Genomic DNA, 13,434 nt, shown 5'->3' with positions numbered 1-13,434 from the left:
CGTGAGGCAAGAGGGGTGCCCGGATCGGTCTAACAGCAGGCTCGCACCGGGGCCGACGGGCGCGTGGCCCGCGCGCCGCTTCGGGGGAGACCTACGGCTTGCGGGCCACCGCGCCGTACGCGTCGACCGGCGTCGCGTCCTCGGACTCCGTGTCGGAGCCGGAGTCGGGGCGCCACCGGGTGACCTGAACGACGCCGGGCGCCACCAGCTCCAGGCCGTCGAAGAAGCCGCCGATCTCCTCGACGCCGCGTACGTGATAGGGAATCGCGCCGCTCTTGTTGTACGCGTCCGACGCCGCGATCATGCCCTCGCTGGTGGCGGTGCTGTCACTGATCACCAGATGACTGCCGGACGGCAGACCCGCCATGAGCCGGGCCACCAGCTCGCGCGCCTGCCCGTAATCCCCCACATGACCAAGGGTGTTGAGAATCATCAGGGCGACCGGCCGCGAGAGGTCAAGGGTCGCGCTCGCCGACTCCAGGATGGCCTCGGGGGCGTAGAGATCGGCGTCGATGTACGCCGTCTCGCCCTCGGGCGTGCTGGTGAGGAGCGCGCGGGCGTGGGCAAGGACGAGCGGGTCGTTGTCCACGTAGACGATCCGGGAGTCCGGGGCCACGCGCTGGGCGACCTCGTGCGTGTTGTCGGCGGTCGGCAGGCCCGTGCCGATGTCGAGGAACTGGCGGATGCCCCGCTCCGTCGCCAGATGACGGACCGCGCGCCCCAGGAAGAGCCGGCTCAGGCGCGCCACGTCGACCAGGCCCGGGTGGATCTCCTTGATGTGGTCGCCCAGTTCGCGATCCTTCTCGTAGTTGTCCTTGCCGCCCACGAAGTAGTTCCAGAAGCGCGCGGAGTGCGGCGTGCTGGTGTCGATGCGCGCGCGTATGTCCGCGGCGGCGTCGGCTTGGGGGTCGCGGTCCGGCACGGGGGCCTCCTGGAGGGGGGGGCGGTCCTGTCCTGCTTGCTACTCGCCTGTCGTACTTGCTACTTGAGAGAACGATCACCGGCCGATCCAGTTCCCGCGGGGCCCGGCGGCCCGGGTCGGGGTGCTCAGAGCCCGATCACGGCCGGTTCGTCGGCCAGCGCCCTGAAGTACTCGCGCGGATCGCTCACCATCTGGCGTGCGCTCAGGTCCAGGAGGCCACCGATGGAGTGCAGTTCGGCAGCCTTGGTGCCGTCCGTCTTGCGGATCGACTGCTCGATGCGGAACGTCTTGCGCTCGCCCCAGATGAACTCACAGGTCACCTCCACCTCGTCGCCCGCGCGCAGTTCGCTGAAGTAGCGGATGGTGTTCTCCAGGGCGACGGGGCCGACACCCTTGGCGAGGAGATCCGCCTGCTCGATGCCCGCCGCGCGCAGCATCGACCAGCGGGCGTGCTCGGCGTACTGCAGATAGACGGCTTGGTTCAGGTGGCCCTGCGAGTCCGTCTCGTACCCACGGACGCTGATGCTCACGGAAAACGGCTCCGCCACGACGTTCCCTTCAACGGTTGTGCACGGTCACTTCGATTGTCCGCTTCTTCGGGGCGAGGCAAGGAGATAGCGCACGCCACGAGGCCGCTCGGCGTGTTCGCTGACCTGCCAGCCCGCGGCCTCCAGGGCGCTCGCGCAGGCCCGCAGCCCGTCCGCCGCCTGATCGCGCACGGCGACGGCCTCGGGCTGCGGTGTCCCGGCCACTCGATAGCCGTCGGGTCCGGGCCGGCAGCCCGCCGCCTCCAGGGCCAGCGCTGCGGCCTGCACCAGATGCGTCCGCTCCCAGGCACAGGGACGGTCCCGGGCGCCGTCCGGATTGGTCATGCGGCGCATCTCCAGGAGGCCTTCCCAGGCGCTGCGTACGTCACGTGCGCGGGCCTCCGGTCTCTCCGCGCCCGGCGGTTGCGCGAGCTCGGTGCCGGTGCGCGCGGCGAAGAGGCCGGAGGCGGCGGGGGCCTCCGGAGGAGGGCCGGGGGTCTCGGCGACGGGAGGGCTCTGTGCGCCCTCCCGTATGCGATGGCCCGTCGGCGTCAGGAAATAGGCGTGCGGCGGCCGGGGGTGCCGGAAGGCGAGGCGGTGACGCACGAGTCCCGCCAGCTGCGCCTCGCTCCCGGTGAGACGGCCGGTCGCCGGGTCCGCGGCCTCGATGATCCGCCGCTGGGCGGCCGTCGGAGGCTTCGTCATGAGCCCACCTCTTCCCCAGGTCCTTGTGCCTGGTTCCGATAGTGCCTCGCGCCACTGACAACGGCCGCCGGACGTCAGCTTTCCGGCGCCCGCCGACTCAGCGACCGGCGCCCGCCGGCTCAGCGAAGTGTTCCCGTCGCGGGGTCGACCACCTTCTCGGCGACGAGTTCGAGGGTGCGCCGGTCGTCGTCGGCGGTGCCCCGCTCGTCGGGCGTGCCGGGGTAGGTGTCGAGCAGCACGTCCGTGGCGCCGAGCCCGGCAAGGGCCTCCAGGTCGGCGCGGAGCTGGTCGGGACTGCCGTGCCCCAGGGGGCGGTCCTCCGTGTCCGGCTGCTCGGTGAGCCTGAGCTGGAGGCGGGGCACCAGGTCCGGCGCGGGGCGCCCGGCGGCCTCGGCCTGCGCCGCGATCCGGGGCAGCGCCGCCCGCAGGAGTCCGAGGGTCGGCATGAACGGATGCCAGCCCTCGCCCAGGCGGGCCGCGCGCCGCTGGGCGGCGGGGGAGTTGCCGCCGACCCAGACGGGCAAGGGCGTCGCGGGCGCGGGGGCGTTACGGATGTCCTCGTAGGCGACGTACCTGCCCTGGAACGAGGTCGTCTCCTCGCTCCACGCGGCACGGATGGCGGTGAGGTACTCGTCCGTGATGGCGCCGCGCTCCTCGAAGGGGACGCCGAGCGCCTCGTACTCGGCGCGGGACCAGCCGACACCGGCGCCGAGGATGAAGCCCGCTTCGTTCAGCTGGTCGATGTTGGCGGCGAGGCGGGCGGTCTGGAGGGGGTGGCGGTAGGGGATCACGGTGATCGTTGTGCCGAGCCGCAGCCCGGGGACGCGGCCCGCGAGATGCGCGGCGAGCACGAACTGGTCGTAGAACGGGGCCGGATAGACCGCGTGCACGTCGGGGGTGACCGTTATGTGGTCGGAGATCATCGCGAAGCCGAACCCGAGGTCACGGGCGTCGGTGGCCTGGCGGACGAGGGAGTCGGGGGTGGTGCCGGAGCCGAAGTTGAGGAGGTTCACGCCGTATCGCATGGCGGCAAGTCTTGATGATCTTGGGGGTGCGTGTCGAACCGGGCCGGCCGGCGGCACCGGCCGGCCCGGACCTCCCTCGGTTACCAGCTCATCCCTCGGTCACTTGCTCATCGCGAAGCGCATCAGGGCCTGCTCGTCGCCCTGCTTGATCTTCCCGGTCTCGTTGATGACCTGGAGCTTCCAGGTCCCGCCTTCCCGGAGCGCCTTGGCCACGGCGCAGCCGTTGTCGTTCGTGAGCAGGCTCGGCCAGATGTCGGCGACCTGCTGGGTGCTGCCGCCCGTGGCGTCGTACACCTTGAAGCTGATGTTGCGCGCGTTCTGGAAGGCGCTGCGCTTCTTGTACGCGGCGGCGACGAACACGATGGACGTGATGTTCTCCGGCACCCGGTCGAACTCGACGGTCACCGTCTCGTCGTCGCCGTCACCCTTGCCGGTCTGGTTGTCGCCGCTGTGCACGAGCGAGCCGTTGCCCAGCGGGTCGAGCGAGTCGAGACCGGCGAGGCGCACCGGGTCGGCCCCCGCCATCGCGATGGCGATCAGGTCGAGGTCGGTGCCGGCCTTCTGGCGGAGCTTGCCCATCAGGCCACCGCTGCTGCCGACGGTGGGGTCCCAGGACACGCCTATGGACAGACGGGTCACGCCGCCCAGATCCGCAGGTCCGTCTTCCTTCTTGAGCGTGATCATTCGCGATCCTTCGTGGTGGTGAGAGAGCTATATGGGACAGAGTGTGCCTGGTTTCACGGCCGAATGTTCCAGCTCGCCACCACCGGGCGGCCGTGCTCCGTGCTGAGGCGGCAGACCGTCCCCGTGGCCAGCTGGAACAACGCCCCGCCCGACACCGGCAGTCCGAGCCGCCGGGCCGTCAGCACCCGCAGGAAATGGGAATGCGCGAAGAGAACCACGCTGCTCTCGTAGTTGGCGAGAGCGGCGTCGACCTTCGCCAGCATCCGGTCCGCCCGCTCGCCGACTTGCTCCGGGGACTCACCGGGATGCTCGGCGGGGCCTGGGGCCACGCCGTCCGTGAACAGATACCAGTCGGGGTGCGTGCGGTGGATCTCCACCGTCGTGACCCCCTCGTAGGCCCCGTAGTCCCACTCGCTCAGGTCGGGGTCCACCCGGGCGTCCGGGAACCCCGCCAACTCCGCCGTGTCCTTGGCCCGCTGCCGGGGGCTCGTGAAAGCCGCCCCGATCCGGAACCGCCCCACGAGCCCCGCGAGCCCCCGCGCCTGTTCCCTGCCGTTCTCGGTGAGCGGGACGTCCGTCCAACTGGTGTGCCGGCCGTTCATCGACCACTCGGTCTCGCCGTGCCGGACGAGGAGCAGGTCACCCATGGTGCGGAACTTCCTGTCTGTCGATGGATCCGAAGCGTCCGCCGACGGTCGTGTCGGTGGCGGCGGGACCGGAGCACCAACGGCCCGGCCTCGCCACCACCGAGACTAGATCCCCGCAGGTACGCGCGCCGGGCGCCCCGAGCCGCGCGTCAGGCGGTAGCCACCGATGCCCGCGAGAGCGCCGAGCACACCGCCGCCCGCCGTCCACAGCCAGCGGGACGACCACCAGCCGGACGCCCAGCCGCCCTCCGGCTCACTGGCGGCCGCCGCCATCTTCGTGCCGGTCCCCGGCACCAACGGCTCCGCGAGCGCGCCGTCCACCGCCTGCGCGCCGCCCGCGTCGCTGGACGTCACCAACGCCTCGGCCCGCATCGGCAGCCCCAGGTCGTCCGCCTTGAGGCCGGTGACCGTCAGGCGTGCGTAGTACGTGCCGGGCAGCGGGTCGTCGGCCCACGGCTCGGACCAGCCGCGCACGGTGCGCAGCGTGCAGGACAGCTCGACCGTGCCGGCGTCCTGCGCCGCCGCCTGGGTCTGCGCGCCGAACCGGCACGCCTGGCGGCGCCGCAGTCCGTCGTACACATCGAGCTGCCAGGTGGACACGCCGTGCCGTGCGGCCTCTTCGGGCAGCTTCACCGTCGCGTGCACGGTGGGGCGCCGGCCGGTGTCCGCGGGGAACGACCAGTACAGGTAGTCGCCGGTGGACGCCTCCGCCGTCGCCTCCTGGTCCTGCTGGATCGCCGTCGCCGTACGGAAGGACGTACCGGCCTCGGTCGGCGCGGCGGGCTTGTCGTCGCCGTCGTCGGCACCTTCGGCGAACGCGGCTCCGGCCGTCCCGGCCAGGGCGAGCAGCGCGGCACCGGCCAGTACGCCGACCCGGCTCAACACACGTGTCACATGCATCAGTTGGTCCTCCAGACCGCGAAGCGCCAGCGCGAGACCCAGCCCCAGACCAGACCGGCGACGAAGCCGGTGAGGATCAGTACGCCGAGCAGCCACCAGCCGTTGCCCAGGCCGAAGGACGCCACGTCCGACGCCTCGTCGGGCGCGTCCACCAGATCGACGGCCAGCTCCACGGGCAGACCCGGGGTCGTCTTGACCGAGGCAGGAGCCGAGTAGGAGTTGCTGACCTGGAGACACACGGTCTCGGCGGCGGGCTCGCTCCCGTCCGTCGCGTCGTCGTCCGTGTCGTCGTCCTCCGGCTTCGGATAGCGCAGGCCGGTCGAGATCACGTCCGTACGCCCGTCGCCCGCCTCGGAGCCCCGCACGATCTCGCGGCCGTGCACGGTCGATGCGCGTAGCAGCACGCCGTAGTCCCGGTTCACCGCGCGGTCGGCGCCGACGCTGACGGAAGCGCGCAACTCCTGGCCGGGCTCCACATCGACGCGGTACCAGCGGTGCTCGCCGAACTTCTCGCGGTCGGTGTAGACGCCCGCCTTCAGCTGGGGGGCGTCGGAGCACTGGGCGGCGCCCTCGGCGGCCACCGGAGTGGCGACGGGGTCCGCGGCACGGTCCACCAACTGCTTGACGCGGCCGGAGAGTTCATCGGTGTGCCGCACGGATGTGTACGTACCGCCGGTGGCCTCCGCGATGCAGCTCAGCTGGTCGCGGGTCTTGGCGTCCGGCACCAGGCCGAGCGTGTCGACCGTGAGGTGGATGCCCTCGGCGGCGATCTTGCGGGCCACCTCGCACGGGTCGAGCGGCTGGCAGGTGTCCTCGCCGTCGGAGATGAGGACGATGCGGCGGCTGCGCTCCGTGTCGTCGTCCTTGAGGTCGTCGGCGGCCTTCAGGAGCGTGGGGCCGATCGGCGTCCAGCCGGTGGGCGCGAGCGTGGCCACCGCGGTCTTCGCGTCGGTGCGCCCCGCGCGGTCGAGCTCCGCCACGGGGTGGAGGAGCTCGGTGTCCTTGCAGCCCGCCTTGCGGTCGTCGCCGTGGTAATTGGCGCCCAACGTGCGTATGCCGAGCTGGACTTCGTCGGGCGTGGCGTCCAGCACCTCGTTGAACGCCTGCTTGGCCGCCGCCATCCGGGACTTGCCGTCGATGTCGCGGGCCCGCATCGAACCGCTGACGTCGAGGACCAGCTCGACCTTGGGGGAGGGGCGTGCCGGTTCTTCGCCATCGGCGGCGGCGGGGCCCGCCGTGCCGAGCCCGGCGGTCAAGGCTGCGAGCAGGGCGAAGGCCCCGGCCGCCAGCCGTTGTCTTGTGATCATCGCCGGATCTTATTGATCTTGACGTGCATACCCAAACCGGCGGGTGGGTATGACCTTGTGCCGCTTCAGCCGCGGCGACGGTCACCGCCTCAGCTCACGGCCCCCGAACGCCCCGCCCCCGTCGGCCTGCTTCCACCACGTCTCAAGGGCCGTCTGGTCCATCGACCGCCACGGGGGCGTCTCCTCGACCAGCGCACGGCCGAGTCGCCGCCCCAGATCGACCATCGCGGCACCGGAGACCGTGCGGTCGGTGTCGTACGTGTCGAGCGCGTCCGGCCAGGTCGTGGCCGTGGCGAAGGCGGACTCCAGGACCGTCGCGTCCTGCAGCGCCTTGACCGCGCCGGCCCCGGTGTGCGGCCGGGCGACGGTGGCGGCGTCGCCCATCAGGAGCAGACGGCCAGCGGTGCAGCGGGGCGCCGTGAAGTCGTACATCGGTTGCAGGAAGAGCTCTTCGGGAGCGGTCGCACGGACGAGATCACCCCAGTAGGGAGGCAGCAACTCGTCGCACACGTACGTGAGATGAGCGGAGAGGGCCTCCGTGAGTCCGCCGGGCGGCAGGCTCGTCGGGCCTGTCAGCTTCAGGTCGAGGCCGAGCCCCAGATCGAGGTCGGGCGGCGGCGCCGTGTACAGGACCCAGTTGACGCGGTGACCGCCGGCTTCCTGGTCGGGAATGCGGTAGACGATGACATGACCGCCGGGGAAGACGACGTACGCGCAGTCCTCCTCGGCCCACAGCTCCGGGTCCGGGAGCCGGTCGACGGGGAACGCACCACGCCAGGCGAGGTAACCGGCGTACGCGGGACGGACGGTGGCGAACGCGGCCGTCCGGACCACGGAGCGGTAGCCGTCGGCGCCGACCACGAGGTCGAACCGCTCGGTTCCGTCGGCGGTGACCACTTCGGCGCCCTCAGGGCCCTCCGTCGCGCCCGGCCGCACCTCGTCCACGCTCACGCCCGTGCGGAAGTCCACGGAACCGGGCACGCGGCCGCGCAACTCACGCCACAGCGGACCCCAGTTGTACGTACGGAACGGGAACGGCATCGTCCCGATCTCGTGCCCGAGCGGCCCCGCGGCCGACCCGTCCCGCACATACCAGCGGCGCCGCGCCAGCTGCACCCACGGCATGTCCGCGTCCAGGTATCCGGCGGAATCCAGTTCCGCGTAGCGGGAGTTGTGCACCGCGAGCCCGACTCCGCGGTCCGCCAGATGGCCCGCGGCCCGCTCGTACACCGTGATCTCGTCGGCGCCACCGCGGTACGCGGCGAGTGCGGCGGCGCATCCGGCGATGCTTCCCCCCACGATGGCGACCCTGCCTCCACGCATCATCGCGCCATCCTGGCAGCAAGGGTGACCCTGTGTCAGTGCAGGGAGACCCCGCGTCCGGCGAAGAACGGCTCGAAGTCCGAGAGCGACAGGTCTGCCGTCCGTGTCCCGGCGTCGATCCCGGACGGGTTGTGCAGGTGCAGGCCTCCGTCCGCGGAACGCCCCGTGACCAGCACCAGATGGCCGCCCCGGCCGGGCGAAGGCCGCTGCGGGCGGCGGATCTCGTAGTGCACCGAGACCATGACCGAGCGGCCCTCGTCGAGCAGACCGGTGATCTCGTCCACCGTGAGGTGCCGGTGGACCGTGGCGTTGACGCCGAGCACCTCCCGTACGTACTCCGCGAACGGGGCGTAGATCAGCCCGCGGATCGTGCCGTCGGCATCCTCCGTGTACCCGCCGTACTTCAGGGCGCCGTCCCGCAGCTCGAAGAGTGAGGGCGCGGACGGACCGAGCGCCATCCGCAGGCACGTCAGCCCGCACAGGTGGCCGCACCAGCGTGCGTAGTCGTCGAGGGTCGCCGCGCCCGAATCCGCCCAGGCGGGGTCGGCCGCGCGGTCGAACTCGCCGTACACGATGGGCCCGACGAGGTCGGGCGACGCGAACTGGGTGAGGGAAGGGACCTGGCAGGCGGAACAGAGAGACACACGACCCCCGTCGTCCGGTGACATCACTGGCGGTAGCCGCTCAGGAAGCGGCCGATGCGGCTGATCGCCGCGTCGAGGTCGTCAGCGTAAGGGAGGGTCAGGATGCGGAAGTGGTCGGGGCGCGGCCAGTTGAAGCCCGTGCCCTGGACGACCTGGATCTTCTCCTGGAGCAGCAGGTCGAGGACGAACTTCTCGTCGTCGTGGATGGGGTGGATTTTGGGGTCGAGGCGCGCGAAGGCGTAAAGGGCGCCCTTCGGCTTCACGCACGAGACGCCGGGGATCTCGTTCAGCTTCTGCCACGCCATGTCGCGCTGCTCGTACAGCCTCCCGCCGGGGAGGGTGAGTTCACGGATCGACTGCCGGCCGCCGAGCGCGGCCTGGATGGCGTACTGCGCGGGGGCGTTGGGGCACAGGCGCATGGAGGCGAGCATGGTCAGCCCCTCCAGATAGCTCTTCGCGTGCTGCTGCGGCCCCGTGACGACCAGCCAGCCGGACCGGAAGCCCGCCACGCGATACGTCTTCGACAGACCGCAGAAGGTCAGGACTACGAGGTCGGGGGCGAGGGCGGCGACGCTGTGGTGCACGGCGTCGTCGTACAGGATCTGGTCGTAGATCTCGTCGGCGAAGACCATCAGGCCGTGGCGGCGCGCGAGGTCGAGGATGCCCTCCAGGATCTCCTTCGGATACACCGCGCCCGTGGGGTTGTTCGGGTTGATGATCACGACGGCCTTGGTCCGGTCGGTGATCTTCGAGGCCATGTCGTCGAGGTCCGGGTACCAGTCCGCGGACTCGTCGCACGTGTAGTGGACGGCCTTGCCTCCGGAGAGGGTCGTCACGGCGGTCCACAGCGGGAAGTCCGGTGCGGGGATGAGGACTTCGTCGCCGTCCTCCAGGAGAGCCTGGACGGCCATGGTGACCAGCTCGGAGACGCCGTTGCCGAGGAAGACATCGTCCACCGAGACCTCGTCGAGCCCGAGCGCCTGGTAGCGCTGGGCGACGGCGCGGCGGGCCGAGAGGACACCGCGCGAGTCCGTGTAGCCGTGCGCCCGGGGGAGCATCCGGATCATGTCCTGGACGATCTCCTCGGGCGCCTCGAAGCCGAACAGCGCGGGATTGCCGGTGTTCAGGCGCAGGACGCTGTGGCCCGCCTCCTCCAGAGCGTTGGCGTGCTCGATGACCGGACCCCGGATCTCGTAACAGACCTCGCTGAGCTTGCTGGACTGCCGGAACTCCATGCGCTGTGCCTCCCGTGACGTGAGTTACTTGGTTTTACCAAGCTGGAGCTTGGAAAGTCCAACAACTTGCATAGACTGTGCCGCATGGGTCACACGCCACCTGCCGCCAGGTCCCGCCGAAGCTACGACCAGTTCTGCGCCGCCGCCCGTGCCCTCGACGCAGTGGGTGACCGCTGGACCCTGCTGATCGTCCGGGAGCTCCTGGCCGGCCCGCGCCGCTACACCGATCTGCACGCCGACCTGCCGGGCGTGAGCACGGACGTCCTGGCGTCCCGGCTCAAGGACATGGAGCGCGAGGCCCTGACGACACGCCGCCGCCTGCCCCCGCCCTCGGCCGCGTACGTCTACGAACTGACCGATCGGGGCCGGGAGTTGCTGCCGGTCCTCCAGGCGCTGGCGACCTGGGGCGCCCCGGTGCTCCAGGAACGCAGGCCCACGGACGCGGTCCGCGCGCACTGGTTCGCACTGCCGCTGCTGCGGGCCCTTTCGGGGCTCGGGGTGGGGGGAGTGCTCGAAGTCGCTCTGGGCGAGGGAGAGTTCCACGTACGCCTCGGGGACGGGATCGAAGTCGGGGGAGGGTCGTACGGCGACGGACCGGCACCGACGCAACCGGACGCCCGCCTCGTCATGGACGCCGAGACGTGCGTGGCGGTGAGCGGGGGAGTCCTGACGGTGGGCGAGGGAGTGCGGACGGGCCGCGTGGACCTGACCGGCGAGGGCGTCCTTGCGAAGGCGTTGCGCGCGTCCTGACCGGGGAAAAGCCGATCGTGGTCCGGCGGGCGACCGGCATACAGTGGCCGGGTGCTGCGTGAAGTGACTGCTGTCCGGTATGTGAACCCGCTGCGGACCGGGGGCTCCGTGCCCGGTGTCGTCGAGGCCGACGACCTCGGGACGTACGTCGTCAAGTTCACCGGGTCGGCGCAGGGCCGCAAGGCGCTGGTCGCCGAGATCATCGTCGGTGAGCTGGCCCGCCACCTCGGCCTCCGCTTTCCCGAGCTCGTGCTGGTCCACTTCGACCCGGCGGTCGCGGCCGACGAGCCGCACCAGGAGGTCCAGGACCTCCTGCACGCCAGCGCGGGCCTCAACCTCGGCATGGACCTCCTGCCGGGCGCCGTGGACTTCACCCCCGAGGCGCTGGACGTGGACCCGCTGGAGGCGGGCAAGGTGGTGTGGCTCGACGCGCTCACCGCGAACGTCGACCGGACGGTGCACAGCTCGAACCTGATGATCTGGCCGACGTTCGGCATCCAGCCGCCGAGGCTTTGGCTGATCGACCACGGCGCGGCCCTGGTCTTCCACCACCGCTGGGGCGCGACGGCGCCGGACAAGGCGTACGACTTCCGCCATCACGCCCTCGGGGGATACGCCCCCGATACGGCTGCCGCCGATGCGGAGCTGGCGCCTCTCGTGACGGAGTCCGTCCTCCGTGACATCGCCGCCTTGGTCCCGGACGCGTGGCTCGCCCACGAGCCGGGCTTTACGTCTCCCGACGAGGTGCGTGAGGCGTACGTCGCCTTCTTGCTGGCCCGCGCGCGTGCCTCGGCGGTCTGGCTGCCGGTGGACTTCCCCTCCCGGGGGGAGCTGGCGGCGGCTGACGCGAGGCGTGCTGCCGCCACCGAGAGGGGCCGTCCGGCCTGGCTCAAGCGGGTGCCTGATCTGCACGGGGAGCCTGCGGCTGAGCAGGATTGGTCGCGGCATATCGATTAGGTGCGGGTCGGTTGTGGCTTGGCGCGCAGTTCCCCGCGCCCCTACGGGGCGCGCCCCCTGGGGCACGACTGAGCCCCCGGCGCTGTGCGGTGCCGGGGGCTCAGTCATCGGGTCGAGCTCAGCGCAGCTGCTCGTACGCCGGGAGCGTCAGGAAGTCCGCGTAGTCCGCGTCCAGGGAGACCTGGAGGAGGAGGTCGTGGGCCTGCTGCCACTTGCCGGCCTCGAAGGCCTCGTCGCCGATCTCGGTGCGGATGTTCGCCAGTTCCTCGGCGGCCACCTCGCGGGCCAGGTCGGCCGTCGCGGTCTTGCCGTTCTCGAAGACGACGCCCGCGTTGATCCACTGCCAGATCTGCGAGCGCGAGATCTCGGCGGTGGCCGCGTCCTCCATGAGGTTGAAGATGGCGACGGCACCGAGGCCGCGCAGCCACGCCTCGATGTAACGGATGCCGACCTGGACGGCGTTGACCAGGCCGTCGTACGTGGGCTTCGCGTCGAGCGAGTCGATGGCGATCAGGTCGCCGGGGGCGACGTTCACGTCCTCGCGCAGGCGGTCCTTCTGGTTGGGCTTCTCGCCGAGGACCGCGTCGAACGACTTCATCGCGATCGGGACCAGGTCCGGGTGCGCGACCCAGGAGCCGTCGAAGCCGTCGCCGGCCTCACGGTCCTTGTCGTTCTTGACCTTCTCGAACGCGACCTTGTTGACCTCGGCGTCCTTGCGCGACGGGATGAAGGCGGCCATGCCGCCGATCGCGTGCGCGCCGCGCTTGTGGCAGGTGCGGACGAGGAGTTCGGTGTACGCCCGCATGAAGGGGGCCGTCATCGTCACGAGGTTGCGGTCCGGCAGGACGAACTTCGAGCCGCCGTCACGGAAGTTCTTGACGATGGAGAAGAGGTAGTCCCAGCGGCCCGCGTTCAGGCCGGACGCGTGGTCGCGGAGCTCGTAGAGGATCTCCTCCATCTCGTACGCGGCCGTGATCGTCTCGATGAGGACCGTGGCGCGGACGGTGCCCTGCGGGACGCCGACGTAGTCCTGCGCGAAGACGAAGATGTCGTTCCAGAGGCGGGCCTCCAGGTACGACTCCGTCTTCGGGAGGTAGAAGTACGGGCCCTTGCCGAGCTCGATGAGGCGCTTGGCGTTGTGGAAGAAGTACAGACCGAAGTCGACGAGCGCGCCGGGCACCGGGGTGCCCTCGAACTGCAGGTGGCGCTCGTCCAGGTGCCAGCCGCGGGGGCGCATGACGACGGTGGCGAGCTCGTCGGCGTCCTTGAGCGAGTACGACTTGCCGCTGCGGTCGTCCGTGAAGTCGATGCGGCGCTCGTAGGCGTCGGCCAGGTTGAGCTGGCCGAGGACCACGTTCTCCCAGGTGGGCGCCGAGGCGTCCTCGAAGTCCGCGAGCCAGACCTTGGCGCCCGAGTTCAGGGCGTTGATGGTCATCTTGCGGTCGGTCGGGCCCGTGATCTCCACGCGGCGGTCGTTGAGCGCGGCCGGGGCCGGGGCGACCTTCCAGGAGTCGTCCGCGCGGATCGCCGCGGTCTCGGGGAGGAAGTCGAGCGTGGAGGTGCGGGCGATCTCGGCGCGGCGCTCGGAGCGGCGGGTGAGGAGCTCGTCACGGCGGGGCGTGAAGAGCCGGTGCAGCTCGGCCACAAAGGCGAGGGCCGCGTCGGTGAGGACCTCCTCCTGCCGCGGCAGAGGCTCCGCGTCGACGATGGCCAGCGGGGACTGCGCTGGTGCGGACATGAGCTGTCACTTCCTTCAGCGAGCTTCACAAGCGGTGCCGCGGCGACCGCCGGGCATTCGCAGTGACACT

The 13,434-nt window shown here is 71.0% G+C and carries 14 protein-coding genes; 2 read left to right on the top strand and 12 right to left on the bottom strand.

All coding sequences use genetic code 11. From position 1 onward, the window contains the following. Nucleotides 1-91 precede the first annotated feature (91 nt). The 11 genes from ACIBCK_RS11425 to ACIBCK_RS11375 all read right to left on the bottom strand — a co-directional run bounded on the left by ACIBCK_RS11425 (nucleotide 92) and on the right by ACIBCK_RS11375 (nucleotide 9,919). Nucleotides 92-922 carry an SAM-dependent methyltransferase gene (locus ACIBCK_RS11425; RefSeq protein ID WP_399389089.1) on the bottom strand — a complete coding sequence of 277 codons (831 nt, stop codon included), beginning with the start codon at nucleotides 920-922 and terminating at the stop codon, nucleotides 92-94. A gap of 125 nt (nucleotides 923-1,047) precedes the next feature. Further along, entirely contained in the window at nucleotides 1,048-1,470 is a 423-nt protein-coding gene (locus ACIBCK_RS11420; protein WP_399389087.1) for an acyl-CoA thioesterase, read from the bottom strand. Nucleotides 1,471-1,497: 27 nt separating this feature from the next. Continuing rightward, nucleotides 1,498-2,154 carry a hypothetical protein gene (locus ACIBCK_RS11415; RefSeq protein ID WP_399389085.1) on the bottom strand — a complete coding sequence of 219 codons (657 nt, stop codon included), beginning with the start codon at nucleotides 2,152-2,154 and terminating at the stop codon, nucleotides 1,498-1,500. A 119-nt stretch (nucleotides 2,155-2,273) separates the two neighbouring features. Next, nucleotides 2,274-3,179, bottom strand: a complete 906-nt coding sequence (locus ACIBCK_RS11410) for a TIGR03619 family F420-dependent LLM class oxidoreductase (RefSeq protein ID WP_399389084.1) — start codon at nucleotides 3,177-3,179, stop codon at nucleotides 2,274-2,276. Nucleotides 3,180-3,278: 99 nt separating this feature from the next. Further along, nucleotides 3,279-3,863 (bottom strand): TerD family protein, encoded by a 585-nt coding sequence (locus tag ACIBCK_RS11405; RefSeq protein ID WP_399389082.1) that lies wholly within the window; start codon nucleotides 3,861-3,863, stop codon nucleotides 3,279-3,281. Between the two features lie 53 nt (nucleotides 3,864-3,916). Beyond that, nucleotides 3,917-4,510: a histidine phosphatase family protein gene (locus tag ACIBCK_RS11400; protein ID WP_399389080.1), complete on the bottom strand. Its 594-nt coding sequence runs from the start codon at nucleotides 4,508-4,510 to the stop codon at nucleotides 3,917-3,919. A 105-nt stretch (nucleotides 4,511-4,615) separates the two neighbouring features. Then, nucleotides 4,616-5,410: a hypothetical protein gene (locus ACIBCK_RS11395; RefSeq protein ID WP_399389078.1), complete on the bottom strand. Its 795-nt coding sequence runs from the start codon at nucleotides 5,408-5,410 to the stop codon at nucleotides 4,616-4,618. After that, nucleotides 5,410-6,717: a VWA domain-containing protein gene (locus ACIBCK_RS11390; RefSeq protein ID WP_399389076.1), complete on the bottom strand. Its 1,308-nt coding sequence runs from the start codon at nucleotides 6,715-6,717 to the stop codon at nucleotides 5,410-5,412. The genes ACIBCK_RS11395 and ACIBCK_RS11390 overlap by 1 nt, the downstream gene beginning before the upstream one ends. Before the next feature lie 81 nt (nucleotides 6,718-6,798). Beyond that, nucleotides 6,799-8,040 carry an FAD-dependent monooxygenase gene (locus ACIBCK_RS11385; protein WP_399389754.1) on the bottom strand — a complete coding sequence of 414 codons (1,242 nt, stop codon included), beginning with the start codon at nucleotides 8,038-8,040 and terminating at the stop codon, nucleotides 6,799-6,801. A gap of 35 nt (nucleotides 8,041-8,075) precedes the next feature. Further along, complete coding sequence (locus ACIBCK_RS11380; protein ID WP_399389074.1) at nucleotides 8,076-8,684, bottom strand: C39 family peptidase; 609 nt, start codon at nucleotides 8,682-8,684, stop codon at nucleotides 8,076-8,078. Nucleotides 8,685-8,707: 23 nt separating this feature from the next. Beyond that, nucleotides 8,708-9,919 (bottom strand): pyridoxal phosphate-dependent aminotransferase, encoded by a 1,212-nt coding sequence (locus ACIBCK_RS11375; RefSeq protein ID WP_399389072.1) that lies wholly within the window; start codon nucleotides 9,917-9,919, stop codon nucleotides 8,708-8,710. Between the two features lie 84 nt (nucleotides 9,920-10,003). Here ACIBCK_RS11375 and ACIBCK_RS11370 point away from each other — a divergent pair, with 84 nt between their 5' ends. Together ACIBCK_RS11370 and ACIBCK_RS11365 are read left to right on the top strand one after the other, a co-directional pair. Continuing rightward, a complete protein-coding gene (locus ACIBCK_RS11370; protein WP_399389071.1) occupies nucleotides 10,004-10,669 on the top strand; it encodes a winged helix-turn-helix transcriptional regulator in 666 nt (221 codons plus the stop codon). A 51-nt stretch (nucleotides 10,670-10,720) separates the two neighbouring features. Next, the gene (locus ACIBCK_RS11365) at nucleotides 10,721-11,626 is read left to right on the top strand and encodes a HipA family kinase (RefSeq protein ID WP_399389069.1); all 906 of its coding nucleotides are present in this window, start codon (nucleotides 10,721-10,723) and stop codon (nucleotides 11,624-11,626) included. A 118-nt stretch (nucleotides 11,627-11,744) separates the two neighbouring features. Here the strand turns inward: ACIBCK_RS11365 and aceB are convergent, their stop codons facing one another. Further along, a complete protein-coding gene (gene aceB, locus ACIBCK_RS11360) occupies nucleotides 11,745-13,364 on the bottom strand; it encodes a malate synthase A (RefSeq protein WP_399389067.1) in 1,620 nt (539 codons plus the stop codon). Nucleotides 13,365-13,434: the final 70 nt, after the last annotated feature.

Source organism: Streptomyces sp. NPDC051218, from assembly GCF_044455475.1.
In the GTDB taxonomy this organism is placed as follows: domain Bacteria; phylum Actinomycetota; class Actinomycetes; order Streptomycetales; family Streptomycetaceae; genus Streptomyces.
The sequence above is the reverse complement of the archived record's forward strand: the minus strand, read 5'-3'. Positions and strand labels throughout refer to the sequence as shown.

Excerpts from the sequence above, each read along its gene's own strand:
- ACIBCK_RS11415 (WP_399389085.1), bottom strand. The coding sequence starts at position 2,154 with ATGACGAAGCCTCCGACGGCCGCCCAGCGGCGGATCATCGAGGCCGCG.
- ACIBCK_RS11410 (WP_399389084.1), bottom strand. The coding sequence starts at position 3,179 with ATGCGATACGGCGTGAACCTCCTCAACTTCGGCTCCGGCACCACCCCC.
- ACIBCK_RS11405 (WP_399389082.1), bottom strand. The coding sequence starts at position 3,863 with ATGATCACGCTCAAGAAGGAAGACGGACCTGCGGATCTGGGCGGCGTG.
- ACIBCK_RS11400 (WP_399389080.1), bottom strand. The coding sequence starts at position 4,510 with ATGGGTGACCTGCTCCTCGTCCGGCACGGCGAGACCGAGTGGTCGATG.
- ACIBCK_RS11395 (WP_399389078.1), bottom strand. The coding sequence starts at position 5,410 with ATGCATGTGACACGTGTGTTGAGCCGGGTCGGCGTACTGGCCGGTGCC.
- ACIBCK_RS11390 (WP_399389076.1), bottom strand. The coding sequence starts at position 6,717 with ATGATCACAAGACAACGGCTGGCGGCCGGGGCCTTCGCCCTGCTCGCA.
- ACIBCK_RS11385 (WP_399389754.1), bottom strand. The coding sequence starts at position 8,040 with ATGCGTGGAGGCAGGGTCGCCATCGTGGGGGGAAGCATCGCCGGATGC.
- ACIBCK_RS11375 (WP_399389072.1), bottom strand. The coding sequence starts at position 9,919 with ATGGAGTTCCGGCAGTCCAGCAAGCTCAGCGAGGTCTGTTACGAGATC.
- ACIBCK_RS11370 (WP_399389071.1), top strand. The coding sequence starts at position 10,004 with ATGGGTCACACGCCACCTGCCGCCAGGTCCCGCCGAAGCTACGACCAG.
- aceB (WP_399389067.1), bottom strand. The coding sequence starts at position 13,364 with ATGTCCGCACCAGCGCAGTCCCCGCTGGCCATCGTCGACGCGGAGCCT.